The following is a 26,774-nucleotide window of genomic DNA, read 5'->3' on the forward strand; positions in this document are numbered from 1 at the left end:
ATTCCTTTACCAACTAAGAGATTTAACACTTAAATTTAAGATTACAAGCATAGTTGAATAAAAAACTAATAAGTGCTTTTAAATTACAAATACAAATACATTATTTATGAAACCTAGTTATCTACCAATTACTTGGCCAAAAACAAGTAAGCAGTCTGCTCTCAAAAAAAAGCTGATTGGCAAGCAAGAAATACTTTTACTGCAAGTTCTGGCGTTGATAAAGAAGCGATCGCTTTCATGGAATAGCACAGCCTTTTTTCAATACTGCCTTATAAATAGCTGCCGAAACAAATTATTTAACCAGAGATTATTACTACTAAAAACCCAAGCGATTGATGAATTAGAGTTTGACACCTCGTCTTCTGAAATGTGTTGAAAGCTGGGCAACAGTTTACACATAAAGCATTTTGTTTCTCACATATCTTCTTCCAAACTGCCCATTAAGTAAGATTTTGAGCGCTGCGCTCAAACTGTGACTCACAAGCAATATTGGCTATAGAGGTAAGATTCTTCTAAGTTTTCCCTACTCATTACTTTTATTTTCTGCGGAATGCAACTCATGTCAGCCATAAGCCCATTTTCTATTTCCAAACAACCTCCTGTAATTCTGGTGGCTGACGATGACAAAACCATCCGGCTCCTGATGCGTAAAGCTATGGAACAAGAAGGCTATCGAGTAGTCGAGGTCTCTGATGGTAAGCAGTGTTTAGATGCTTACGAAACCGTTAAACCGGATATTGTTTTGCTAGATGCGATGATGCCTGTGATGGATGGCTTCACATGCTGTAAACAGTTGCTCCAAATTGCCAGGAATAATTTGATGTCAGCACTAGCAACGTTTGATCCTGGTTCAGCTATGGATAATACTGTGATTTCAAAGCTATGGGAGCGCATTCCTATATTGATAATCACTAGTTTAGATGACGAAGACTCAGTAAATCGTGCCTTTGAAGCAGGGGCAACCGATTACGTAACTAAGCCAATTCACTGGGCTGTATTGCGCCAACGGTTGCGAAGACTGCTGCAACAAGCGCAAGTGTACAAACAGTTAGAAGCCGCAAACCAAGCTTTGCAGCAACTCGCAAACGTAGATGGCTTAACTGGCTTAGCTAATCGTCGGCGCTTTGATGATTATCTTAATACTCAGTGGATTAATTTAGTACAGGAGGAGTCGCCTCTGTCACTGATTTTATGTGATATTGACTTTTTTAAATTTTATAACGATAAATATGGCCATCCGGCTGGGGATCTCTGCTTAAAAAAGGTTGGGACTGTCTTAAACCATAAAGCACAGAAAAATCAAGATTTAGTAGCACGTTATGGCGGTGAGGAATTTGCTGTGATTATGCCAAACACTCACGCAGATGGTGCAGTTCACGTTGCCAGTGCAATGCAAGCTGGAGTTAGAGACTTACAAATTATTCATCATGGGTCTACCATTGGTCAGTATCTCACCCTAAGTATGGGGGTAGTAACTGTTATTCCTACTTGGGAAACCTCACCTTTAGATTTGATTGTGGCGGCAGATAAAGCACTGTACCAAGCAAAAGCAGCAGGACGCGATCGCATTGTCCAAGCTAAGCTTATTAGTTAATAGTCATTTGTCATTTGTCCTTTGTTAGTTTAACGACTCACTAATAAGACCAATGACTATTGATTAATGACTAAGACGGATAAACTGGTAATGTGAAGTGAAACCATGCTCCGCCACAGGGGGCAGTATCTACCCAAATTTGACCATAATGTGCGCGGACGATGCGTTGGCATAAACAAAGACCAATCCCATAACCTTCTGTAGCTTCATCCCGTTTCAGGCGGAAGTGATTTTCAAAAATGCGATCGCGATTTTCAGATGGAATGCCAGGCCCTGTGTCACCAATACTGAACTGAACTTTTTGCGTAGTGCGGTGCAATCCAGCAATGCTAATCTTTCCGCCTTCTGGCGTGTATTTGATCGCATTGTCCAAAAGATTGATCAACACTTGCCGTATGCGTTCTGGATCGGCATAAACATAAGGCAAGTCTTGAGGGATATCTGTATCTATATTTTGGAATTTGGCAGTATAGCGATCGCGCAATTCTTCCACTACATCCAAGCATAGTTTACCTAGTTGCAGTTTTTGTGGTAATATAGGTAACTCTGTATCGCTACCCCGACCCACCTGCAAAAGGTCAGCAATCATTCGATCAATTATCTTGGTTTGACTGCGGGCTTGTTTTAGTAAATGCGCCGTCATTGCTGGTTTGAGACGCTGGAATTCGCCTATGTCTGGATTGTAGTTGGATTGGAGAGTTTCGATAGCGATCGCAGCAGCAGTCAGAGGATTGCGGAGGTCATGTGCTAGCATCGCAATCACCCGGTCTTTAAACTGTAGCTGTTCTTGGAGTTTTTCTTTTTCCTGTTTCAAACGAAAAATCTCGTCTGAGAGTCGTATTAGCTCAGCAGAAACAGCAACTGAACTAATTGTGGATGTGGGTGATGTCACCCGACTATTGTCGTCTATACGTTCTTGTAGGTCTTCTTGTAATTTCAAGTAGGCATCTATAGTAGCTTGCCAGCGAGGCCACCAGTTTTTCAATTGGGCAATTATATTACTCCCAGCCAAAATTTGCCGGGGTTCCGGATGGATTTTAATTAAAGCTGGCGTTGCTACCAACTTAAAGTGTTCCGCTAAGTAGGGTTGTTGCCCGACATCAATGATTTGAAGTTCAAAACTATACTCAGCCTGTAATTCTTTTAAGTAGGCCCGTATTCGCTGCACCTGCTGTCGGGACTTTGGGCGTCCATCGACAAACAGCAGTAGCTGGAGAGGAGCCTCAGAATAGATCGGCTGATCCTGGGGAACTGACATGTAATCGTGTTTCAGCACTGCTAACAACCCGGCGACGCTTGACAAAAAGTAAACTGGACTGACTAACTGTTGTCGATGGTCGTTCTTTTTTTAAATTTAATATCTATTTTAGATTTTTCATACTCCTATCTGATCTGGGTTTTTGACAAGGGAGATATATTTTTTAGCCTTTTGCTTGCTTTTTGGCTAACTTTATCTCCAGAAACACCTTACCCTTGAATATAAGTCTTAATTTGTCCTGAATTCAGACATTTTTCTTAGAACCGGCCTGCGCAAGCTTTTATGCTACGGAAAGCCTGCCTGTGTAATAACAAACTGCGCCTAAAAGACGTTTGGGGGATCTCCTCTTTGTAAGTTCTTTGTAAGTTCTAAGTTAGTTAACTGAGTCACAAACACAAATTTACCGCTCTTTGTGTGCTTTTAGTCACGAATTGTTAAAGTTGGTCTTACTAATGGATGAGCCATATCTTAACAAAGTGAGTTTTTGGCCGTAGATTTAGAAGATTACCCTAAGTTTATGCAGAGCGACCATCAGACCTGTGCTTTTCATCACACTAATATAGCTTCTCATCTCGAAAAGCTAAAGGACTTTTCTACAGGGTAACAAAATTTACAAACTGACAATTCCCTGTGGTACAAATCACTTACGCTATAGGAAGCTGTGCGCGAAGCGTAGTTATAGAAGTTTCCTCCTAGCGCCATCGTCAACCTTTAGTAAAACTGCAAAAACAGCGATAGTTAACTCTATACTGCCTCTACAACCTGTAAGCAATTGCCTCAGCACTGCGTTTATTCACTACTTTGAGGGTACTTCGCCCAACGGAATAGTTACGCAAAGGCGTAATAGAAATTCCAGAGGAAGCGCTTACGACTCTTGCAATTGCCAAGAAACTCTTGACTAAAGTAAAGGTGGCATTTTCCCCTAAATTCAATTAATGGATTTTAGGGAAACTGCTGCGGAACTTGGTTACGTTGCCTATGATCTCAATTCCCAAGAACCAAAAATTTACGCTAAGTCCCTGTAATTGTCTAAGACTGCCATTTGTTGCTTATTACCTTATTCAGCTTACCATCCTCAGATGAATAATCTCTATAATCGATAGCAATCGATAGCAAGCTAGCGCTAGATAAGGTTATTCCCTTTGTTGGCTGAGGATAAGGAGGAATTTATCATAGTTTATCACTTTAGGTGCTAGACATCTAGCACTAGATGAGTATTCTTCGTCAAAGTGGGTGATGTCACCTGGTAAATGTTCGGTGGAAAAGAGCAAATCGCCAAAATCTTAAAACTCGTGCCTAGGTAGCATTTGAGTTTTATTTTTAGTTTTTTATCCCAAAATGTTATTTTGCCAGAATTTTAGGGAACTCTATAAATAAGCATGGGAATTTTCAATACTTAATAGCTGTAGATACAAGACGATACGGTAGCCAAGGCTACCGTTTTCCAATATTTCAAGGATTCATCATCATAAAAGCCATTGAGACAGTGATTGGCAACTAGTGACTTGTAAAAGTCGCCTTGTCAACTGTATTGGTAAAGTCTTGATTATTGCTTACAAAGAGTCAACTCAGCAGTTAGAAGAAGTTTTGACTAGAGAAGGATTCCAGTGGGAAGTTCTGAGGCAGGAATCCAAACCAAAACAGACCGGATTTTTATAGCTTGCTGGAGATTAGGCGAGGATACAGCAACCTAAAATTTCATCTTTTAGACTTTATAACTTAGCGCTTTGGCCTTCCGTTGACAGTGTGCGCTAGGGTAGGAAATGAAACTCGATTTGTGATCTCCCGTGCTTCCCTGTAAACGTCCAGCTGTTTTTCTAAGTTTGGCTGTTCTACTCAGTTCCTTAACAGCCTGTGCCAACAGTCCAGTCGCCAAAAACCTTGAGCAGTCTTTGGCGGCAGATCCTAAGCTGCAAAATAACCCAGTTGTTTTTGAGGAAACTAAAAGTAATGAAGCACAAGCACAGCCAAACCAATCAACGGCTCAGTTACCAGCTGATTTTCCCAAAGATATTCCCCTATATCCCAATGCCAAACTACAGGAAGTCAGACCTGCTAGTGGCTCAGAAAATAGAGTATCAACCCGTTGGCTGAGTTCTGACCCCAGCAATTTTATTGCTAGCTTTTATCGTAGCCAGTTTCAGACAAACAATTGGCAGATTTTACAACAACCAACAGATGAAGTTGAAGGTGCATTTGAAGCACGTCGCGATAATTTGCTAGTGAAAGTTTCAATTCAAGCTCAATCAGTTATCAAAGCCACACCTAATCAGCCTCAAACAGCGACAGAGTTAAGGATTGAGTACGTACCTAATAGTACAGCAACTGCACAAACTAACCCAACGAGCAATCCCAACGAAACTAGTAACGCTCAAAATACTAACGGACTTCCCCAACCAGGAGATCCGCAATTTATTGGCCCAGTACCACCCGCGAACTTAGCTGCACAGCCAACAAGTACATCTAATAGCGAAACAACCCCGACAGTTCCATCTACATCTCAAGTATTTAACGATCTAAATAAAGCACCAAAAGAATGGCAGCAACACATCCAAGACTTGGCAGCATTAGGTGTGTTGTCTACAGAATCACAGACAACAAAGAACAATACCGCCGCTAACCAATTTGAACCCGGTAAAATTGTTACACGTCGGGAATACGCTCGTTGGCTAGTTGCAGCTAACAATGCTATGTATACTACCAATCCAGCTAAACAAATTCGTTTGGCATCGGAAAGTACTCAAGCAGCTTTTAGTGATGTATCGCCAAAAGACGCTGATTTTCCAGTAATTCAAGGATTAGCTGAAGCTGGATTAATTCCTAGTCCTTTGTCTGGGTATTCTACAACAGTTTTGTTTCGTCCTGATGCACCCTTAACGCGGGAGCAGTGGCTGTTATGGAAATTACCTCTAGATACTCGCCAAGCTTTACCTGCTGCCAACTTAGATACAGTTAAACAAACTTGGGGTTTTCAGGATGCGGGTAAAATTGACCCCAAGGCATTAAGGGCAGTTTTGGCTGATTTCCAAAATGGTGAACAATCAAATATTCGGCGAGTATTTGGCTATACGACGCTGTTTCAACCCAAAAAACCAGTAACTCGCGCTGAAGCTGCTGCGGCTTTGTGGTACTTCGGTACTCAAGGCGAAGGTATATCAGCAAATGAGGCTTTGAAGTTAAAGCGAAGTTAAATTGAAAGACCTAAGCTTGAGAATCCGATTACTTAGCAGTCTTTTTCAAGCCTTGCCATCTTTGTCGCAGTCGCTTTAAGTTAGGAGCATGACCACCGTAGCGCCAATCGACATAAGCTTGACAAATTTCATTTATTACCTCAGCAGTTATTGGCGCATGATGCTGGGATGAAACTTTGGCATACTCTAGTGGTGTTTGTGCTGGATGCTTGCCTAAACCTTTTTGCGCCGTCCATTGCAGCATTTGTTGATAAAGGCTTTCCATTGCTGGCAATTTATTCAACCAACGACGGTTCAGCCAATCTCGCCACTGACTCCAACCTAGCCAACCTAAGAAAGCTGCGGTAGTCGCTAAGATTGAGCCAGTCAATATCCCAACCCAACCTTGAGAGAATAAAGCAAAAAACCAAGCGATCGCTCTACCCACCCACCTAAATATTGTCTCAAAGACATTGGTCAACAAACCCGTTACCGGAGAAGGTAACCACCCAGCAACCCAGTGCCAAAACTGGCGTAGGACACTAAAAGTCTGAGTCTCCTCAACTGAAGGGGGAATCAAGGGATGATTAGGAATTGGGTCAAACGCAAACCAACCATATTTGGGGAAATACACTTCTGTCATTGCGTATGCATCAGTGTTACGGACGACATACATCCCTGTGAATGGATTAAACTCTCCAGCACTAAACCCTGCCACCAACCGCGCGGGGATACCAATGGAACGCAACATGACCGTTAGAACTGTCGAGAAGTGGTCAGGATAACCTCCTTTGTACTTGAACAAAAAAGCTTCTACTAAGTCTTCTTTTTCACTCAAATAAGGTAGTTCTAAGGCATTTTCAGGAATAGAGTAGTTTTGCTTGAGGTATTGAGCTAGGTAAAGAGTCTTTTCGTAAGGTGAATCTAGGGATTTTAAAGACTTTGCTACCCGTTCTCGGTTGTAATTGGCGAGGATTTCTTCAGTGCGTTGTCGTACCTTTTGAGTAATTTCTTCAGGAATTTGTAAATAAAACTTTTTGATATGCTGTGGATAGTTTGTCGGAGCTTGTGTTAACAAAGTCCGATCGCGGTATGGAACTTCCGAAATTACTGTATATGTGAGGTCTTCTGATAATTCTACAGGCGATCGCAATCCGCCTTCCTTATCTACAGCGAGCATCGGAGTCGGAAAGTAAATTTCCTTGGCATTAGCCATCGCTGGAATTAAATTAGGCAAATCTGATACTACTGTATAAGTTTGCACGACCTCCTTAGTTTTACCAGTACTCCAAGGTGGGGAAAGAAAAATTTGGTAAGACCAAGGCGATCGCCTAATAGTCGTCACATCTTCATTGCGAGAAACTTCCCATCCCTTACCTGTATAACGGTCAAATCCTAACACTCGCCAAAAACCTTCAGCCTGCGATCGCACCCGCATGACAACCTTGGGTTTCATCTCACCGCGCAGGTTTTGATTAATCTGACTATTAAAACCATAATAAAAGCCATTATCGATCTTTCCTGGCTGACCAGTTTGGTTTTGTCCTGTACCGCTGCCTTGATTATCAGCATTACCTTTGCGGACATAACCAGGATTGATAATAGTACGTCCTGTAAAACTACCTTTTATCTCAATCGGAGAACTTACAGGAAACATTCTTAACTGATAGCCTGGAAATCTCGGCAGAACAGCAAAAATTGCTAGTCCTAAGCCGACAATTATTAAAAAATTTACTATTAAAAATTTATAATTAAGAATCGAATAATTCTTTTTTTTAGATTTTTCGTTTTTAATTTTTGATGGTTGTAAACCTAAGCGTGAACGATAATCTAATACTAAAGTTGGCAGAGCGATTGCTAAAAATAACAGCAGCACAGGTGCAAATGCCAAAGTCTGACTCAGTGTTGCCGCCACACCCAATAAAATTAATCCGATAACAATTGAATAACCTAAGTTTTTGCGGCGGGGTGTATCAAAACTGTGCAGCACCTGGAGTTGAATTAATAACTCGGCCAAACCTAGCCGTGTATCATTCAACTCCTCTACTAACCGCCCAAAAAAAGCACCCAGTGCCACTAACATTCCGATAGCGATGCAGAACTTCACTGGAACATTACTATCGCGGCGACGGTAGTAACTCCAGATCGCACCCATTACACTCAACGGTATTGCCCAAATACTAAATGTAGTCTCGCCAGCAATATCCGTCGCCACAATTCCCAAAATAACCAACGCTAGCACTAGCACCCGCAAAGAAATGGAATCTTCCACTTCTATCAAAGGTGAGCCTGGCGTACTTTGTCGCCAGGAATTAGCTACAGGAAGATGCCAAAACCGATTTATCCTGGATAAGTTAAACATTTAGAGTATAAGGAAAGCAATGATGTAGATGCTACGCAGACACAATACTGGGGACAAAATTGGCCTATCCTACTACTGTTTCAATCCATAAATATGGATAGGTTTGACACGGAGAGGGATACAATATTTTCCCTTGCCTCCGTGTTTCTCCAAGTTCTGAGGTAAGCCTACCTTAACTCAATGCCAGTTCGCCCAAGCCGAAAAACCTTTGCGGCAGTAGCTCAAGCGGTTGGCTCGACTTTTCCTTGTGTCTTTGTGGTAGATGCTTTTCCTAGACACTCTAATGACCGCTTTTAAAAAGGATAAGCTAAAAACCAGGAAAATCGTTAAATATACTGACGTTAATCCACGTAGAGTGCTAGCGGTGGCAATTTTGACTACATGGTAGGAGTAATTACAAACAACAGCGACTGTTGATCTATTTCTGGAAAATCAACTTCCAGGGTATAAGCCTGATTAAGTTGCTGACAACTTAACTCGACCTTCAAGCATCCCGGACTCGAAGACTGTGCCACTGCTAAGGTGTCATTTCCCCGCAAGGTCAGAATTCCTTTAACAGGTAATTCCCCCTGAACAAGCAATTTTGTAACCTTACCCAGAATTACGCGTTCTACCCTGATGCTAAGAGTACCAACGCTAGTCTGCCATTGTCTTTCCACTACTCGATTGCTTCGTGAAAGCGGCAGAGTCAAATTCTCCAGTAGTTGTTTGGCTGCTAACAGTGACACTGCCATCTGTTGACGCGGTTGTAAATCTGAGTAATCGCTCTCAATATTGGCTATTTTCTCCAAAGTATCCACAGACCGATAGGTGCTTCTTAGCACCAATCCAGCTATGTCGTTGAGCGCCTGGGAATCATTGGGGAAAAAACTCTCCACCACTTGAACTAATTTTGCCCCTAGTGGTATTGAGGATGTGACTAATGCCTGACACTGTTCTAGCAGTTGCCGAAAAACTCTCTCCGGTAAAGGAACCGGCAGATTTAACTTAGACTGCTGTTCCATCCATCCCCAGCCAGGAACGAGTGCGATCGCTGGCTCGTTAACCATCTCAGGATAGTCTATTAATTGTGTTTCCCAAGGAAACAACGGTGGATGGTTTTGGATTTGAATTTGTAAACGACGCTTGATGACGGCTTGAAAACGTTCTTGCACAGTAGGAATTTCTCCCAGTTGAAAGGTTTGGGGTGTCCCTCCCAATTCTTGCTCACCACTTTTTGAAGTGGCAGCTTCGTTAGGAGAGTTTTTCACCCCGTCAATTTCCTCACTGTCTACCGAGGGTTGCCCGGAGTTTTTGACATTATCTGTCAATAACCAATCGAGAAACTGGTATTGTGAGGATTCTGAGTCACTATTCATGAGTAAATGCACTTGATCCGGACACTAATGAGTTACGAATTTCCCAAGCTTGTTCAAGAATTTTAAACCACCGTTTTTGAAGTTGTGCCATTGACAGCCCCAAAGTTTTGGCAATTTTTTCGTCGGCTAGCCCTTGTTGTTTCAACTCTAGTAAAGACCGCTGTTTCTCCTCCAACTGGGCTGTATAGACTTGCCATTGCTGGGGGGTCAAGCCCAAATTTGTGTGCAAAGAAGCTTCTAACCACTCGTGAACTAGTTCCCAGCGATGTAACAAGGCAAACCGAATTAAATGATACTTAAAGCGTTGTTGTAAATAATCTCTCTGGCGAGGGGTCAAACCCAAAACTTCTTCAATTTCCTGTGCTGATAAATCTTGGAGCCGCAAGGAAAAATAATCAGCACAGTCTGTTTGTTGGCGTTGCTCAAGATAATCCATTAACTCAGTAATTACAACAGAGCGCAAGGTATCTTCTTCTGGTTCTGGTTCGGCTTGCGTTGCCATTGTTGAGCGTAATTGCTGCACTGCTGGCTCTTCCCAAGAACCATCGCCTTCGTTATTACTACCTTCAGCTGCTTGTTCTATGTCTACGCTGGTTTCTGGAGGTTGCTGTTGCGAGAAAGTTTGCGCCCGTAGGATGATTAGTTGCTGCTGACGCCCTGGTAAAGGAATCCGTCGCTTACCATAGCGTTCGGTAAACGCCATGTACTCAGCCAATTCCAGCAGGGTCTGAGGACGATAGGTTGCGGGGAGTTGGTTTTCCCGACGAAAAGCGTTCAAAGCCTCCAGGTAAAAACTCTGAAGAAAATCTTCAATTATGGTCAGCCGCCCTTGATAGCTCAATTGCTTCTGAGGAGGATTAATGTAGCGATAGATAATAGCACTCAAAGTACTGTGGAGTTCTACTCTACCCCGGTTTGAACCCAACATATAGTACCGGAGACATTGTTGCAGCCGATGTCGGGCTAGGGTAATTGCTGAATTTTCTATAGCTCCGGAAGCTTGGATGCGTTTACTTTCAGTGCAAATCCGGTGAACTTCGGCGCTAATTCGTGTCGCCACATCATGGCAATTCTGTGACGAAGCTTTGGTTGATTGCTGAAGCTCCTTGAATAGGAGTTGAAATATCACCTCCACGCCGATAGAATTTTCTCCCAGAAAAGTTGCGGTTGCGGCTGAATTCATAGTCTCGGTTTTAAACAGACCCTAAAAGTACTTAAATAGAACCTATACGGCCGTGGGTATTGGCTTTTTGTGTTTTGCGTATAAGCTAAACGCAGGGCAATGCTGCGTCTCAGATTCGCTTAGTTTATTGTTCCCAACTCTGTTTGGATTATTGACACTTCGATAAATTTTATAGCCATTACCCAGAAGCCGTTGACAGGTCATTATGAATTTAGAAGCACAAATTCAATTGCTGATTGACAATGCACCCCATGATGGTATAACACGACAACTTGTCGCAGCAATCGCTCCTGCGCTTGGCGCGATCGCTCGAAAGTTACGCTATTCCCAGTACTACATTCTCCAAAGTTTGCAGCAAGATTGGGTTTTAACTACGTTGAGCAACCGTGCAAATCCACAATTGGAAAAGCGCGTCATTTATGCTTTTCCTACCTTACAGGATGTTTCACTAAACTCATCTGCTGGGCTAGACCCTCAACTAATAGCTACAGTTGTTCCTGTGGTTAATATTTTGTTCCAACTAGTAGCGTTAGAACCTGTAGACAGCATAGTTTTTTTTGAAACTCCAGGCACAACTACAAATGCGATCGAAGTACCACGGTCTGATCTGCAAAATCTGATTCAAAAACAGCTACAACAAAATAGATTCCAGAAAGAAATACCCCCTGATATTGCTTGAATTGGAGGCTAGGGACTGGGGACACTTCTCTACGAGAGGCTGCGCCCTAAGCACAGCTGTGCCGCAGGCCTTACGACAAGCGGTAGTTGAATCTCGACTTGGCTCGATTTCCGCGTACTTGTGCTGAGTGCAGCCGAAGTAGTCGAAACTCAGTGCATCGCTGGGAACTGGGGACTGGGGAGTATTCCAAAATATGTTCGGGGTTAAAGAAAATTCCATAATTTTGGAGCTTGTTACCTAATCCCCAATCCCCAATCCCTAATAGAGCCGACTCAGATTATATTCAGCTATTTTAACCAATGCTTCCTGAGATTCTGAGGCTGGGAGAGCCGCAAGATGTTCTGTCGCTAACTTAGCATGGTGACTAGCTAATTCTCGCGATCGCTGTATACCGTGACTATCTTGAATCAAATCCAACGCCTGCTCTAAATCACCTTCTTGGGCAAACTCTCGTTCAATTAGCGCTTCCAGGGATGGTTTTTCTTCTAAAGCAAATAAGACTGGTGCAGTCAAATGACCACTTTTGAGATCCGAACCCACTGGCTTACCCAATGCATCTGTTGTACTCGTGAAATCTAAAATATCATCCACAATCTGAAAAGCTAGACCAAGATGACGTCCGTAATTATACAAATGCTCGGCTGTTTCTGCGGAAACTTCACCCAGTAAACCGGCTGCTTTAGAACTATTGGCAATTAATGAAGCAGTTTTGTAATAGCTCTTTTCAAGGTAAGCCTCAATTGAGATACTGGTTTTAAAACGGCTCACTCCCTGCTGGATCTCCCCAGAAGCCAGATCCATAATCACTTCTGAAAGTAGTTTTACCACCTCCAGATTGTCCAAGTTTGCCAAATACCAAGATGATTGGGCAAAGAGAAAATCTCCTGCGAGTATGGCAATGCGGTTACCAACCAAACTATGAACGGTGGGAACACCACGTCGGACATTTGACTCGTCTACTACATCGTCGTGTACCAAGCTAGCTGTGTGAATCATTTCCGTAATTTCTGCTAGGCGTCGGTGACGAGGTGTAATGTCTTGTTCTAGCATGGTCGCCCGCGATACCAGCAGGACAATTGCTGGTCTGATGCGTTTCCCCCCAGCTCCGAATAAATATTCGGCTGCTGCACTGAGGATGGGGTGGCGATTCCCAACTAGCTGCTTGAGGTTATCGGCTAGTATTCGCAAGTCTGCTTCCACAGGGGTAAACAGGGAGGTGGCTGGGGTCATGGATGGGCGGACTCTGGCTTAGGTTACGAAAGTTTACATATCCTAATAATCATTTTAAGATAACCCTGTGCTAGCGCAAAGTTTTCCTTTACTAATCCCACACTTGTAGCCTTTGAAGAAGTCTGAAGGGTGATGAGTATAGTGCTACGCAACAGAAATCTTTGATGCACTTCTACTCTCGTGGACGCACTCAAAGCGATCAGCTTTGTTTCCACACGGTTATTGACTTTAAAAACGGTAATTTTAAGCACTATTTAGCTCTAAGTAGTGTTACGTAGCTAAGTAGTGCTTTGATAATCATCCTAAAGATATATTTTTTCTAGAAGATGTCTTTTTAGGGTAATTATATGGGTATATATGCAACAAATGTTATCTATACAAACCAGTAATGTTGCTAAATTTTTTCAGCAATATTAAGTTTCTACTTAACCTAGAATATCACTATTATAAATATGGGGAGGTAAATAAGCTTACAATAACTTTCTTTACTTCCTCCAAATTATACATTTTTTACTATGAGCTAGGGCTAAGATAAGTATTATTGCTTATTGACAAAATAGATTTAATATTAATTTTAATAAATTAGAATTCGGGCTAATTTTTCCCAGGCTAATGTCTAGCTATCTAAAAAATTTGAAATTTAGCGGAGAAGTTGGCTTCAAAGTCAGGCTCATTGTGTTACGCTAAAATCTAGGGATTTTAAAATTTTCAGATATTCACCTGCCAAAGGTAAGTCATTTATAAAGTGATATTACCTAAATTGGTGCAGTGAGTCTAAAATAAATCGTCGTTGTTAAATCAAGGGAGTAATTCCTTAAATTTATATACGCGACATCAAAAACTCCTGGGTTGGAGCTATGCGATACCTTGGTGTAAGCTGTTATACGCATTCAGCGCACGTTGAGCGCCAGCGTTGCTTCTATCATGGTAGCAAGCATGACAATAATGCAGGCCAAGTAGACTGCTAAGAAGCGCAGTTGTGATTTGCCATTTGGCTATTTAACTGCTGTGGGATGTCTGGTCTGCAAAAAAAATTTAGTTCAATAGTGAGTTTTACTATCCGTAGAGAATTATATCTCTGCGGCAAAGTTCAGCATAGCACACTACAGCCATCAAGAATGTACTTGCTTGGTTGAGGTTCTACTAATTTTATGGAATTTCATATTTGTTTGAGAAAGGTGCTGGTAGAACAATGATTTACGGAAGTATGCCTATGATGATTTTTATTTTAGCGTCTGGATATTTGTTCACAGTCTACGTCCTATTAGCACTGGCAAAGCGCACAGGCACAAAAACTGTTAATACGAGTGTTCCTTCATCTACCACAGGAAGGCACAACCAGGAGAGGCTCATCAGCACAAAGGTGAGTGAAGCAGTTAATAGTGAGCCAGCCCGGTCTTGGGAAGCCAGTCCCTTGCGGGGGTTCCCCCCGTTGTAGGAACTGGCGTGGTTCCCACGCCACTTGCTTCTTCCTTGGCGCTAGCCTCTCTTTGGGAAAAGGGGAGACCGTAGGCGAACAAGCTAGGGAAACTGTCCAACGCAGTGGCTTCCCATGAGCGACTGGCGCTCGCGTTTGCGGAGCGTCTCATAGAGAAGCGTATCCGAAGGAGTCAATATTTTGGCTCTTGTCTATTGACTAGTAAATAATTATCCAACAAAGTCTTGTTGGAGTTGGGAAACAGACATATCAGTGAAGCAAACCTGTTCTACCATTGGGGTATAACCTAGCCAATGTACACCGGACTGGGCAAACTGTTGCGGGCAACCGCTGACAGCGAAGCGAGTTGGTAGTGGTGGATAAGTATTCTTCAAGCCGAGTAAGTCTAATTCTTGACCACAAGCTGTTACAACATGAACAGCTGGGTCAACCAGCTTGACTTGAGAGGGTAGGAGCGATCGCAGTACTGGTGTCAGCAAGGGATAATGAGTACAGCCGTGGACTAAAGTATCGATTTCCTGTTTTAGTAATGGTTCTAGATAGGAACGTGCTACTTCAGTGGTGTAGGGGTCGTGAATGCGGTTTTGCTCAATGAGTGGTACAAACTCAGGACATCCAACTTGCCAGACTTGGACATCAGGATCAATTTCAAGAATAGCTTGCTTATAAGCATTACTCTTAGCAGTAGCAGGGGTAGCGATTACCCCAATACGTTTTCCTTGCTGTACCGCTGCTCTTGCACCTGGAAGAATTACTCCGAGAATGGGTAAATTAAATTCTTCGCGGACTGTTTCTAGTGCAAGGGCAGAACTGGTGTTGCAAGCCATAATCACCATTTTTACCCGTTGCTGTTGCAGCCAGGTAATAATTTCGCGTGTAAACTGGATAATTTCTGTCTGGGAACGGATACCATAAGGAAGTCTAGCTGTATCCCCAACGTAAATAATTGATTCGTTGGGGAGTTGCCGATATAGTTGCCGCAGTACTGTAAGACCACCCACGCCACTATCAAAAATGCCAATTGGGGCGCATTGGGGTTCTAGACCAGAAAAATCGTAAAAATTACTGTCCAAGATGGAAGATGAATACACAGGCAGATATTGATTTAGGTTTGTAGATTTAGAGATACAGAATTTAGCAGACAATTTGCCAATTGTTCACTAAATTCTGCATCAAAAGAAGTCTAAATACCACCTCATTAATTAGTAATTTGTACTACGTTTTTACCTTAGCTGCATTTTACCTACGCTGTAAGTACTTCAGAATACCACTCGCGATCGCCTCTGCCATCCGATTTTGGTAATCTCGTGTTGCCAATCTGGGATTATCTTCCCGACCTGTCATGTAACCTGTTTCCACTAAAATCGAGGGCATAGAGCTTTTTCTTAAGACGTAGAATCTAGCTTTGCGCGTTCCCCGATCGTTTATAGTACCGATATTTTGCAGAATAGTATTACGAACTACTTCAGCCAAATTATAACCGCTGTCATAATAATATACTTCTAAACCATTGACATCAGGGCGATTATCAACCGAATTAGCATGAATACTTACAAATAAAGTCGCATTAGCTCGTTCGGCGATGTCAACCCGTCCCTGAAGCTCTACAAAAAAGTCAGCATCCCGCGTTAGCACCGCTTGGACACCATGTTGCTCTAAAATCGCTGCTACTTTTTGACCTATTGGCAAAACTACATCTTTTTCTAATAATCCGCCTATACCAGGAGCGCCAGAGTCTTTTCCACCATGTCCAGGGTCAATGACTACTAGTAATTTTCCTCTAGGAACTGAGGGACGCTGCGGCTGTGATTGAGATATGGGCGAAGGATTGTCTGTGGGATCTGGTAAAGATCCTCCGTTTATCGGTGGTAGCGGAGGTATAGCAACCGGGGGTGACACCTGACGAAATCTTTGTAATTGTAGAGCCAATAGCTGGTCACTGACTTGGTTGAGTTCGCCAATTTGCACTCCTGCGGCTGGTTGAACCAAGACAACAACACTATTAGATTCTTGCGGTTGTAGGCGTACCCGCAGGATAGGGCTATTGGCATTAAAAGTCGGCCCTGCGACTTTGGGAGCTAACTTAGCGTTGTTAATACTAATGCGGAACAACCCAGAACTTCTATCCCAACCTCCCGTAGCAGATATCGTTTGGTCGGCTCGAATCAGCAGTTGTGTACCATTACCAGCTAGTTCCACAGATTGAATGTTAGCAGGTGAGTTGTTATCAGTTATTATGGGGCGTGGACTATTACTTCCAGGCAATTGAGCCAAGCCACGACTAGGTAGAATTACAAAACCACCAACACTACTTGTGCTTGCGCGCCAATCAGGGCTATTTTTGTCTACCTGGAACGTCATGCGAACAACAGGTGGGCTTGTTTGCCGTTGGGCAAATTGAATATTGTTGACGCCATAGCGATTGATGACATTTTCCTGGGACAGACTTGGTGATAAAGATGCACCAGCAATGTCAAAATTAATTGTTTTTTGATCGTCGCTACGTCTTACCTTAATCTGAGGATTACCACCAGTAGTGCGGACAAAAAAACCGTCACCAGTGATTCGTAAGTTCTCAATCTCTGTTACTTTTGTTACGGTGCTGGCAAGCGTGCCGTTTCGAGCTGGGGTGACAGAGCCTGTCCTCACTACATTGTAAATATTTCTGGGGGAAAAAACTGGCGTGGTTGTCTTTGGGAGAACTTGTGTAGCTGGAGCTTCTGTTTGCTGACTTCCAATATCCGCAACTTCCTCAGATTTTGGTGTTGGTAATTGCACCGTCCAGCGACTGGCAGTTGTCCCGACAAATTTCACCTGCTTGGGGTCTATTGTGTAACCAGGAGTGAGTTCGACGACTATGCGTGTTGTTTGTTCGTCAAACTGCCCGATTCGGATAGCACGAATTGCGCCGCCAACCTGTTGTGTTAGTTGCGGACGCCCAAATGTGGTTTCTGGTAAATCAATTACTAGACGAGTCGGGTTGAAGATTAATTCTGCTTTTGGTTGAACAGCCCCGAAAGTATTAATTTCTAATCGGTTTTGGTTGGCATCAAACCGCCAAGATTCTAGTTCCGCGGCCATTGCTGGCGACGACAGTATGAAGATAGTTCCAATAGTACTGGGTAATAACCAGTGTAGTTTCACAGTTTTTTCTCCTGATTCGCATTCATGGGAGCCGTTAAAATCTCAACACATTGGCAATTCCTCACACCGTCACCGCCCAAACTTGAGCTTTGATGCCTTACTTGAGTTTTGTGCTGAATAATATAAAAACACAGACAGTCAATGGCGTAATTTATTGTGTGCTGCCCTGATTTTGCCATGCCATTAGCGCATAAACATTAGAGCAGCAAAGCATTAGATTACACTAAAAAAGATTTATTTATTTTACTCAGATTTTTTCTGGATATCGGGAATACTTTTAACAGAATCACGACTACTAAGTTGTATAAAAATTGCAATCATTTAGATGTATTTACCCAAAGTTTTAGACTAATTTCTTTATCTTCTTCTGAGGTATTGGAGGATACCGCGAGCGATCGCCTCCGCCATTTGATTTTGATAAGCTGAGGTTCTAAGCCTAGCAACATCTTGGCGACCGGTTAAATAACCTGTTTCTACTAGAATAGACGGCATGGAACTTTTTCTGAGGACATAAAATCTAGCTCGGCGGACTCCTCGGTCTCTAACATTGATACTTTGGAGAATGCTACTACGAACAACGCGAGCTAGGCTCAGACCACTATCGTAATAATAAACTTCCAAGCCATTGACATCGGGACGAGATGCACCTGCTGAATTTGCATGGATGCTGACAAAGGCATCAGCATTAACTCGTTCTGCCAAAACGACTCGTCCCGGAAGGGTAACGAAATAGTCAGAATCCCGCGTCATTACCACTTGCACGCCATTTTGCTGCAAAATCTCTGCAACCCTTTTCCCAATAGGCAATATGATATCCTTCTCGCGTACTCCCCCGATACCGACTGCTCCTGAGTCTTTGCCACCGTGTCCAGGGTCAATTACTACTACCAATCTTCCTCTAGGAATCGGGCTTCTTTGGGGCTGTGAGATAGGAGGATAAAGATTGTTTGGGTCTGGGAGAGGTGCGCGGTTCAGCGGTGGTAGGGGAGGTATCGGAAGTATTCCAGGGCGTGTGGCGGCTCGGCGAGTGCCTTGCAGTTGTAGAGCTAAAAGCTGGTCGCTGATTTGGTCAAGTTCCCCAATTTGCACTCCGGCGGCTGGTTGAACTAAGACGACGACAGTGTTGGATTCTTGCGGTTGTAGGCGCACGCGGAGGATAGGGCTATTAGCATTAAAAGTTGGGCCTGTGACTCTGGAAGCTAACTTAGCGTTGTTAATAGTAATGCGGTATAAACCAGAGCTTCTATCCCAGTTACCCGTTGCAGATAAAGCTTGGTCAGTTCGAATCAACAGTTTTGTTCCATTACTAGCTAGTTGCACAGACTGAATCGTTGCTATCGAGTTAGTGGCGACTGGTGTCCGTCTAATGGGAAAGGATCTCGCTTGATTATTCAGTGAGTTGTCGGGATTATTGCTTCTTGGCAGTCCAATAAGACGATTGGGCAGAACTACTAAACCACCACTATTGCTCATAGTTGCCCGCCAGTCAGGACTATTTTTATCGACCCTTAAAGTCATGCGGACACCAGGTGGTCGGGTTTGTAGTTCGGTAAATTCCACCCGGCTAACACCATGTCGGTTTATGAGAATATCACTTTGCTGCGCTAGTCGTGGGGATAAAGTAGCACCAACAATGTCCATGAAAATCGTAGCGCGATCGCGGCTACGATTGATCCGAATCTGAGAATTTCCACCACTGGTACGGACAAAGAAACCATCACCTGTCACTTGTAAATTCTCAATTTGAGTTGCTCTTTGTGTAGCGTTGGCAACTTCTGAGGACTCAGGTTTGGCTTCAGAATCTACAGTTACTACATTGTAAATATTTCTAGGAGAAGATGCTACTTTATCGGCTTCTGGTCTGGGTAATTGCACTGTCCATCGGCTAGCAGTTGTTCCAACAAATTTCACCTGCTTGGGGTCTATTGTGTAACCAGGAGTGAGTTCGAGGACTATGCGTGTTGTTTGTTCGTCAAACTGCCCGACACGGATAGAACGAATTGCGCCGCCTATCTGTTGCGTTAGTTGCGGACGCCCAAATGTGGTTTCTGGCAAATCAATTACTAGACGAGTCGGGTTGAAGACTAATTGTGCTTTTGGTTGAACAGCCCCGAAAGTATTAATTTCTAATCGGTTTTGGTTGGCATCAAACCGCCAAGATTCTAGTTCCGCAGCCATTGCTGGCGACGATAGCATGATCATAGTTCCAACAGTTCCAGGTAGTAACCAGTGTAGTTTCACAGTTTTTTCTCCTGTTTCGTATTCATGGAAGCCGTCAATATTTCCAAATATTGGCAAATCGTCACACCGTCACCACCTAAACTTGAGCTTTGATGCTTTACTTGAGTTTTACGTTGATATAAACACACAGTTAATGACGTAATTTCTAGCACGCTCCTCTGATTTTGCCATGCTATTAGCACATAGACATTCAACTAGCAAAGCATCAGCTTACAGCAACAAACAGATAGCTAGAATTAACTTTGCTCAGTCAATTCCAGTCACTAACACTTGATTTAGATAGGCAGTGGTGTTGAACTATTTGATATTGCTACTGATGCACTGAGTAAATAATTCCCAATACTGTCGCCTGATATAGCAAGATTTATGCGTGTTTCTCATTAATTACTTGGAAAATATTTAAATTATCACTAAGGGTTAGAGGGAAAGGAGAAATAAATAACATTCCGAATGCTGGTAGAAATTAGAAACAAACGATAATTTTACAATCACAGGGGACGGAGATTTGGGGAGAGAAGTTTCCGCTTGAGTTTAGTAAAATCCTCAAAGCGCTTATGGAGTGAGGAGTGAGGGAGCAGGGGGACAAGGAGAATAATTCAATATTCCTGCTTCCTGCCTCCTGCTTTGAAAGTGCTGAATGCTAAACGGAAAACGCTTAGCACTTTATAATCATTTACTCAAAAATGGGATTAGTTTTCTTGAGTATCTTGGGTTACCTCCAGACTTCCACCATCATTTAACACCCTTGACTGGGGCGGTTCAATTACCAACGATGTTCCAGAGTCACCATCTAAAATCAATTGCCCTGACCCTGAGTCAACTGTTTTCGGATCTGGAAAGACGAATCGTAGCAAGGGAGGGGCTAAAAAGGTTGTTAAGATAACCATCATGATAATTGCCGCCCCTAATGGTTTTGAGAGAACGCCACTGGCTGCGCCGACGCCAGCAAACACTAACCCGACTTCACCCCTGGGAATCATGCCTACACCAATTGCTAAACGGTTAATTTGCGGTTGACCAAACACGCTTAAACCTGTGATTACTTTACCGAAGATGGCTACTAGGATCAGGAAAGTTGCCATAATTAGACCTTCGCGATTGTCGGGAATCGCGGGGTTCAACACTCCCAAATCGGTTTTTGCGCCAACAGTCACAAAGAAAATTGGCACTAGCATATCAGCTATGGGAATCACTTGCTTTTGCAGTTCTTTGCGCTTATCAGTTTCTTCTAGGACTAAGCCTGCTGCAAAAGCTCCAAGAATTGCTTCTAACTGGATGATGGCAGCAAAGTATGCCATGACAAAGGCGAAGATGAATGCGGGTATCACCAGTTCACCACGTGTCTTGAGTTTATCAGCGATCGCCACAAAGGATTTATTGAAAACATTGCCTAGTACGATCGCTCCAAGCAGAAAACCAGTGGCGCTGATAATTAGATAAATGACTTTGCCCACATCTACTACGCCATCTTTAGCCAAGCTGGCAACTACTGCCAAAACGATGATTCCTAATACATCGTCAATCACAGCAGCACCGAGAATAATCTGTCCTTCTTTAGAATTGAGCCTTCCGATTTCTGATAGCACCTTGGAAGTAATCCCAATACTAGTAGCAGTCAAAGCCGCCCCAGCAAAAATCGCAGGTACAGCATCGATACCAAACAAAGTCATCAAACCTACAGTACCAGCCGCAAAGGGTACTACTACTCCCACTGTTGCCACAACAGTGGCTTGGATACCGACTGCCATAAGGTCTTTTAAGTTCGACTCCAAACCAATTTCAAACAGCAGGATAATCACTCCCAATTCTGCCAAAACAGAAACGACCTCCGACTGCACCGCAAACACCTCTGGAGTAGCTTCAGGGCTTAAACCAGCGGTGGTTTGGAGGAAGGTCATAATCAAAGAACTAGAACTGTCTGCCCCGCCTTCTGGAAACACTAAAAGGTGGAAAACAGAGATGCCGACTACCACACCACCTACGAGTTCACCTAAGACAGGTGGCAAACCCACCTTGTTTGATAACTCACCACCGACTTTACTGGCGAGGTAAATTACCACTAAGCTTAGTAGCACTGCTGCTACTACCATTGAACTGTCTGCTGCTTTTGTTGCGCTTGCCAGCAGAGGAAAAGATAAGTTGAGTGGATCTAACAAATGCATAGGTTCTGTGAAAATCCTTCACTTTATTTTGACGCGTTTGCGGAAATTAGCTATTTTGAGAGATGCGCTGCTGATAGCTGTCGTCAATTATTTTGTGCCATCTGCCAACTCAATCAAGTATTGCCAGTAGAACTCAGATACTGGGACTACAGACAGTCTAGGAAGTCGCACTAAGTCAAAGTCTGTGAATCTGCTGTCCTGCTTAATTTGGGCTAGGGTGACGGGTTGCTTGACTCTGCGTACTGCTCGCAAATCTACAACTACTCGTTTCGCATCATTGAGCGCTGGGTCGGCATAAGGTTGACTAACTATCTCTGCTATACCGATAACTTGGCGTTCTTTACCTGTGTGATAAATCAATGTCGAATCGCCAAGGAGCATTGTGCGTAAGTGTTTCAGTGCTAAGGGATTGTTAACTCCATCCCAAACTGTAGTGCCGTCTTGTTCTAAATCGAAATAGGAATAATCTTCCGGCTCAGTTTTCAGCAGCCAATACGCCATCACAAAATCTCCAAATCTGTGGATGTAATTTTTTTAGTTTCCAAAAATGTAACTAGTGCAAGTTTTGACTATGCCAGTGTCAAAGTAGAAACATACAAATCGTATCGATCAATCGCATTTGAGTTGTGAAAAACTTGTGGTGGCTGTTGATTCTTAAGAGTTGACAGTAAAATGCAGATTGCCAGATACGCTTTATCTGGAAGCGTCTGTAGATAATTTTCTGAGGAGTGCAAATCTTATGCATAGAACTGCTTTATCCGGTTCTCGGTTTCATGTTGGGAACCTGTGGAAAACACTGCCTTTTTTTTTGCTAGTATGTGTAAGTTTTACGCTGCCTGCCTTGGCTCAAGAAAAAGAGAAATTGTGGCGAACTTTGAGTGTTAGTGGTCGGGGAGTGGAAACAATTCCTACAACCTTATCGCAGGTGACTTTGGGTGTAGAAATTCAAGGTAAAACTGCACAAGAGGTACAGCAAGAGGCAGCTCGCAGATCATCAGCTGTGGTTGCGTTGCTTAAGAGCCGAAATGTGGAAAAATTACAAACTACTAGTATCCAACTTAACCCAGTTTATAGCTATAACAATAACGTGCAGCGGCTTACAGGTTATGCTGCCAGCAATACTGTGAGTTTTCGGATTCCTACTGAGAAAACTGGTACATTATTGGATGACGCTGTGAAAGCAGGTGCAACGCAAATTAACGGTATTAGTTTTGTTGCAAATGATGAAGCGATCGCCAATGCTCGAAAACAAGCGCTCAAAGAAGCAACACAAGATGCTCAACAGCAAGCTAATGCTGTTTTTGATGCCCTTGGTTTAAAATCTAAAGAGGTGGTGAGTATTCAAGTTAATAATGCCAGTGCCCCACCACCACCGCCCATAGTCTACCGTGCTGAGGCTGCCAAAGCACCTGATGCCGATGCTTCCACCCCGGTAGTTGGTGGTGAACAGCAAGTAGAAGCATCAGTGACATTGCAAATTAGTTATTAATTGTTCTTTGTCATTTGTGTCCGAAGTTCTGAGCGGAGGCTTCCTTCGCTCAGACTTCTCTCTTTAATCTTGACAAATGACCAATGACTAAGCGCAAAGTCTGAGCGCCGGCTTCCGGTGATCAGAACTTTGTAAGAGAGGACAAATGACAAATTAAAAATGTTCTGGTGATGTATCTGTCATACCACCTTCTCCATCCCGCTTGGAACCCAATAAATCTAGTTGATCTACCCTTATAATTGGTGCAGAACGGGTTGCTCCTGTTTGGCGATCGCTCCATGTGTCAAACTTCAAAGAACCTTTGATCCCAATTAAGCTTCCTTTACGTACATAATTACCCGCGACCTCTGCTGTTTTGTCCCATAGTTCTAATGTGAACCAGTCGGGTTCATCGCTGTTACGCGCTCTCCGTCTTACAGCTAGTGTCAGTCTACACTTAATACTACCAGATTCAAAATATTTAATATCTGGGTCGCTGCCTACACGACCAACAAGGGTGACAATATTGATGCTCATGGGTATTCCCTTACAGTACACGTGTACTCATTAATTGGTGACTTTCATCATAGCGAATTGTGAAACTCTTGAAAATAATGTGTTAAACAGTTAACAATATGATGGAGAGATAAAATGATACAAACTTGTCAGGGAAACCTACAAAAGTATACTGATATACTAAATTAGCCTGAGAAGATCAAAAAGTAGAGGCCTGAGACATAGTAAATATTGGCATAAATTATATAAAAATATAGTCTGTTTTACTGGACTCAGGATAAAAAAGGTAATAGAATCCAGCACGATTCACTTATACCGTTGTAGTAAAAAGTATCGCAATAAGAGGCACAGAGACGCGTGGGTCTTTTCAGGAACTTTCGCACATCATGGGATATGGGTATCGACCTCGGTACTGCCAACACCCTCGTTTACGTATCTGGTAAAGGCATTGTACTCCAAGAACCTTCGGTGGTTGCCATTGATCAAAATGAAAAGGTAGCACTGGCTGTCGGAGAAGAGGCCAAAAAAATGCTTGGTCGGACTCCTGAAAATGTGATTGCCGTCCGCCCCTTGCGTGATGGTGTAATCGCTGACTTTGATACAGCCGAGATCATGCTCAAAAGTTTTATTCAGCGCGTAAATGAGGGTAGATCCCTCATTTTACCGCGGATAGTTATCGGCATTCCCAGTGGTGTTACAGGAGTAGAAAGGCGAGCTGTGATGGATGCAGCAGCTCAAGCTGGGGCTAGGGAAGTTTACTTAATTGATGAACCTGTCGCTGCGGCTATTGGTGCAGGATTACCAGTGGCGGAACCAACTGGTAACATGATTATCGATATTGGTGGTGGCACAACAGAAGTTGCTGTTCTGAGCCTCCAAGGTACGGTAATCAGCGAATCAGTACGCGTGGCTGGAGATGAACTTACTGAAGCAATCACTCAGTACCTGAAGAAAGTTCATAATTTGGTAATTGGTGAACGTACTGCCGAAGACATCAAAATTCGCATTGGCTCTGCCTATCCTACTAATGATGACAATGATGCAATGATGGAAGTCCGAGGTGTACACCTACTTTCTGGTTTACCACGAACTGTAACCGTTAAAGCCGGGGAAATTCGTGAAAGTATGTTGGAACCACTATCAGTAATTGTAGAAGCTGTGAAGCGTACACTGGAACGCACACCTCCAGAACTAGCAGCAGACATTATTGATAGGGGTATCATGCTAGCTGGTGGAGGCGCTTTACTCAAAGGTATAGACACCTTAATTAGCCATGAAACCGGAATAGTCACACATATCGCTGCTGATCCTCTCTGTTGTGTTGTGCTGGGAACAGGTCGTGTGTTAGAAAACTTCAAACAGTTGGAACGTGTGTTCAGCGCTCGTTCTCGCAATATGTAGCAAAAAATATTAGATATTGGGTTCTATTTTGGTTTTATTTGGGTTCTATATATTAAGTAGAATCCAGTATCTTCTCAATTGAAAGAATTAGGTATAAATGGTTACTGCACGTCGTTGGTGGGATCGTAAAGGGTTACAAATTGGGTTAGTAGCTCTCGCACTAGGTAGCGCCTGGATGCTGCGACAGACCCAAGGTGCATTGCTGCTTGAGACGTTCAATGTAATTACTCGTCCGTTGCAGATGTTACATCCAGGGCCGAATCAACAAGAACGTCTTCAAGATGCTCGGTTATTAGAATTACAAACCCGCATAGTAGATTTAGAAAGTCAAAATAAAGAACTACAAAATTTATTAGGCTACATTGAGCAAGAGCCAACTTCATCGCGCCCCATTCCCGCAAGGGTAGTAGGGCGCAGTGCAGACAATTGGTGGCAACAAGTTACACTTAATCGTGGCTCAAACGCAGGTATCCAAGAAGGCTTTATTGTCAAGGCTGATGGCGGATTAGTGGGTTTGGTAGAAAGCGTAACTCCTAATACTAGCCGCGTGTTATTAATCAGCGACCTTAAAAGCCAAGTAGGTGTGACAATTAGCCGCACTTCAGCAAAGGGAGTATTACGGGGAGATTCCTCTGCGGAAGCTGTGCTGGAGTTTTATGAAAAAGTCCCAAATGCCAAAGTGGGAGATTTAATTTCCACATCTACCTATAGTCAGAAGTTTCCACCAGGTTTAGCGGTAGGACGAGTGAAGTCTCTAGATTTAAAGAAACTTCCAGCATCAGTGGCAAAAGTTGAGCTTTTCCCACCGATAAAATCCCTAGATTGGGTAGCTGTATATCCAAAACCAGCAAACCCAGATTCAGAAAACCAAAAGTCGACAAATAAAGCAACACAAAAGTCTAATTAGATTCTTGAATAGCTCTCAAAATAATGAAGATACTTTCATTTGCTCCTAGCAAGCAGAAAAAGCCAAACTCCTCAAAGCGAAGATCCAAATTCCCAAACAAGCCGATTTCTCAGTGGCATCCTGCGGTGCGTCAACTAGTCAATTGCGTAGTGACGGTTGGATCTGTGCTGTTATGTTTACTGTTATTGCCAAGCCGTTTACCTGGGATGGAATTAGTGGGAATTGCTCCTAACTGGCTGTTAATTTGGGTAGTAGCTTGGAGTGTCAAGCGTAATGTTTTTGCCGGAGGAGTTGCAGGTATAATTCTAGGGCTACTTCAAGATGCCATTACATCACCTAACCCTACTCATGCTGTGAGTTTGGGGATTGTGGGGATTTTGACTAGTCTGATTCAGAAACAGCGTTTTATCGAAGAAGATTTTATTTCTATTGCGGTAATTGTTTTTGTGATGGCAGTTGTGGCAGAAAGTATATTTGGGTTGCAATTAACTTTGATGGACGATGCTTACGGCGGACACAGCGTACGTAAATTAGCAGATATCTGGACATATTATCAGCGCGTTGCTCTTGCCTCTGCCATTCTTAGTAGTCTGTGGGCCCCTGTAGTTTATTATCCGCTGAATCGCTGGTGGCAGAAGATAAAATTAGCACAGCAAGCTTAAA

General features: G+C 43.1%; 20 protein-coding genes. 9 read left to right on the forward strand and 11 right to left on the reverse strand.

Annotated features, from left to right (window positions below):
• The first annotated feature begins 106 nt into the window (after nucleotides 1-106).
• Nucleotides 107-376, forward strand: coding sequence for a hypothetical protein (locus tag WKK05_RS20540; RefSeq protein ID WP_341524945.1), 270 nt, complete (start codon nucleotides 107-109; stop codon nucleotides 374-376).
• 183 nt (nucleotides 377-559) lie between these two features.
• Nucleotides 560-1,594 (forward strand): PleD family two-component system response regulator, encoded by a 1,035-nt coding sequence (locus tag WKK05_RS20545; RefSeq protein WP_341524946.1) that lies wholly within the window; start codon nucleotides 560-562, stop codon nucleotides 1,592-1,594.
• 70 nt (nucleotides 1,595-1,664) lie between these two features.
• Here WKK05_RS20545 and WKK05_RS20550 read toward each other — a convergent pair whose 3' ends face one another.
• A complete protein-coding gene (locus WKK05_RS20550; protein ID WP_341531136.1) occupies nucleotides 1,665-2,870 on the reverse strand; it encodes a histidine kinase in 1,206 nt (401 codons plus the stop codon).
• A 1,769-nt stretch (nucleotides 2,871-4,639) separates the two neighbouring features.
• Here WKK05_RS20550 and WKK05_RS20555 point away from each other — a divergent pair.
• On the forward strand, nucleotides 4,640-6,043 hold the full coding sequence (locus WKK05_RS20555) for an S-layer homology domain-containing protein (protein WP_341524947.1): 1,404 nt from the start codon (nucleotides 4,640-4,642) through the stop codon (nucleotides 6,041-6,043).
• Nucleotides 6,044-6,071: 28 nt separating this feature from the next.
• Here WKK05_RS20555 and WKK05_RS20560 read toward each other — a convergent pair whose 3' ends face one another.
• The 3 genes from WKK05_RS20560 to hetZ form a co-directional block, all read right to left on the reverse strand.
• The gene (locus WKK05_RS20560) at nucleotides 6,072-8,384 is read right to left on the reverse strand and encodes a DUF3488 and DUF4129 domain-containing transglutaminase family protein (RefSeq protein WP_341524948.1); all 2,313 of its coding nucleotides are present in this window, start codon (nucleotides 8,382-8,384) and stop codon (nucleotides 6,072-6,074) included.
• Between the two features lie 377 nt (nucleotides 8,385-8,761).
• Nucleotides 8,762-9,742 (reverse strand): PatU, encoded by a 981-nt coding sequence (locus WKK05_RS20565; RefSeq protein ID WP_341524949.1) that lies wholly within the window; start codon nucleotides 9,740-9,742, stop codon nucleotides 8,762-8,764.
• Nucleotides 9,735-10,925 carry a heterocyst differentiation protein HetZ gene (gene hetZ, locus WKK05_RS20570; protein WP_341524950.1) on the reverse strand — a complete coding sequence of 397 codons (1,191 nt, stop codon included), beginning with the start codon at nucleotides 10,923-10,925 and terminating at the stop codon, nucleotides 9,735-9,737. The genes WKK05_RS20565 and hetZ overlap by 8 nt, the downstream gene beginning before the upstream one ends.
• 205 nt (nucleotides 10,926-11,130) lie before the next feature.
• Between hetZ and WKK05_RS20575 the strand changes: the two genes are divergently transcribed.
• Nucleotides 11,131-11,604 carry a hypothetical protein gene (locus tag WKK05_RS20575; RefSeq protein ID WP_341524951.1) on the forward strand — a complete coding sequence of 158 codons (474 nt, stop codon included), beginning with the start codon at nucleotides 11,131-11,133 and terminating at the stop codon, nucleotides 11,602-11,604.
• A gap of 258 nt (nucleotides 11,605-11,862) precedes the next feature.
• Here the strand turns inward: WKK05_RS20575 and sds are convergent, their stop codons facing one another.
• A complete protein-coding gene (sds, locus tag WKK05_RS20580; RefSeq protein ID WP_341524952.1) occupies nucleotides 11,863-12,834 on the reverse strand; it encodes a solanesyl diphosphate synthase in 972 nt (323 codons plus the stop codon).
• A 1,213-nt stretch (nucleotides 12,835-14,047) separates the two neighbouring features.
• Here sds and WKK05_RS20585 point away from each other — a divergent pair.
• Nucleotides 14,048-14,272: a hypothetical protein gene (locus WKK05_RS20585; RefSeq protein ID WP_341524953.1), complete on the forward strand. Its 225-nt coding sequence runs from the start codon at nucleotides 14,048-14,050 to the stop codon at nucleotides 14,270-14,272.
• 209 nt (nucleotides 14,273-14,481) lie between these two features.
• On the opposite strand, the gene murI is transcribed toward WKK05_RS20585, so the two are convergent.
• The 5 genes from murI to WKK05_RS20610 form a co-directional block, all read right to left on the reverse strand.
• Complete coding sequence (gene murI / locus WKK05_RS20590; protein WP_341524954.1) at nucleotides 14,482-15,363, reverse strand: glutamate racemase; 882 nt, start codon at nucleotides 15,361-15,363, stop codon at nucleotides 14,482-14,484.
• A gap of 148 nt (nucleotides 15,364-15,511) precedes the next feature.
• Nucleotides 15,512-17,416 (reverse strand): N-acetylmuramoyl-L-alanine amidase, encoded by a 1,905-nt coding sequence (locus tag WKK05_RS20595; RefSeq protein WP_341524955.1) that lies wholly within the window; start codon nucleotides 17,414-17,416, stop codon nucleotides 15,512-15,514.
• 357 nt (nucleotides 17,417-17,773) lie between these two features.
• Entirely contained in the window at nucleotides 17,774-19,657 is a 1,884-nt protein-coding gene (locus WKK05_RS20600) for an N-acetylmuramoyl-L-alanine amidase (protein ID WP_341524956.1), read from the reverse strand.
• A gap of 689 nt (nucleotides 19,658-20,346) precedes the next feature.
• Nucleotides 20,347-21,819, reverse strand: coding sequence for a cation:proton antiporter (locus WKK05_RS20605; RefSeq protein ID WP_341524957.1), 1,473 nt, complete (start codon nucleotides 21,817-21,819; stop codon nucleotides 20,347-20,349).
• Nucleotides 21,820-21,906: 87 nt separating this feature from the next.
• Nucleotides 21,907-22,320, reverse strand: coding sequence for an EVE domain-containing protein (locus WKK05_RS20610; protein ID WP_341524958.1), 414 nt, complete (start codon nucleotides 22,318-22,320; stop codon nucleotides 21,907-21,909).
• Nucleotides 22,321-22,558: 238 nt separating this feature from the next.
• Here WKK05_RS20610 and WKK05_RS20615 point away from each other — a divergent pair, with 238 nt between their 5' ends.
• Nucleotides 22,559-23,308, forward strand: a complete 750-nt coding sequence (locus tag WKK05_RS20615) for an SIMPL domain-containing protein (protein WP_341524959.1) — start codon at nucleotides 22,559-22,561, stop codon at nucleotides 23,306-23,308.
• Nucleotides 23,309-23,461: 153 nt separating this feature from the next.
• Here the strand turns inward: WKK05_RS20615 and WKK05_RS20620 are convergent, their stop codons facing one another.
• Complete coding sequence (locus tag WKK05_RS20620) at nucleotides 23,462-23,824, reverse strand: single-stranded DNA-binding protein (RefSeq protein WP_341524960.1); 363 nt, start codon at nucleotides 23,822-23,824, stop codon at nucleotides 23,462-23,464.
• A 372-nt stretch (nucleotides 23,825-24,196) separates the two neighbouring features.
• Between WKK05_RS20620 and WKK05_RS20625 the strand changes: the two genes are divergently transcribed.
• The 3 genes from WKK05_RS20625 to mreD all read left to right on the forward strand — a co-directional run bounded on the left by WKK05_RS20625 (nucleotide 24,197) and on the right by mreD (nucleotide 26,773).
• Nucleotides 24,197-25,204 (forward strand): rod shape-determining protein, encoded by a 1,008-nt coding sequence (locus WKK05_RS20625; RefSeq protein ID WP_341531137.1) that lies wholly within the window; start codon nucleotides 24,197-24,199, stop codon nucleotides 25,202-25,204.
• A 97-nt stretch (nucleotides 25,205-25,301) separates the two neighbouring features.
• Nucleotides 25,302-26,111 carry a rod shape-determining protein MreC gene (gene mreC, locus WKK05_RS20630; RefSeq protein WP_341524961.1) on the forward strand — a complete coding sequence of 270 codons (810 nt, stop codon included), beginning with the start codon at nucleotides 25,302-25,304 and terminating at the stop codon, nucleotides 26,109-26,111.
• Nucleotides 26,112-26,134: 23 nt separating this feature from the next.
• On the forward strand, nucleotides 26,135-26,773 hold the full coding sequence (mreD, locus tag WKK05_RS20635; RefSeq protein WP_341524962.1) for a rod shape-determining protein MreD: 639 nt from the start codon (nucleotides 26,135-26,137) through the stop codon (nucleotides 26,771-26,773).
• The last annotated feature ends 1 nt before the right edge of the window (nucleotide 26,774 follow it).

The sequence above is a fragment of the Nostoc sp. UHCC 0302 genome (genome assembly GCF_038096175.1).
Lineage (GTDB): Bacteria > Cyanobacteriota > Cyanobacteriia > Cyanobacteriales > Nostocaceae > UHCC-0302.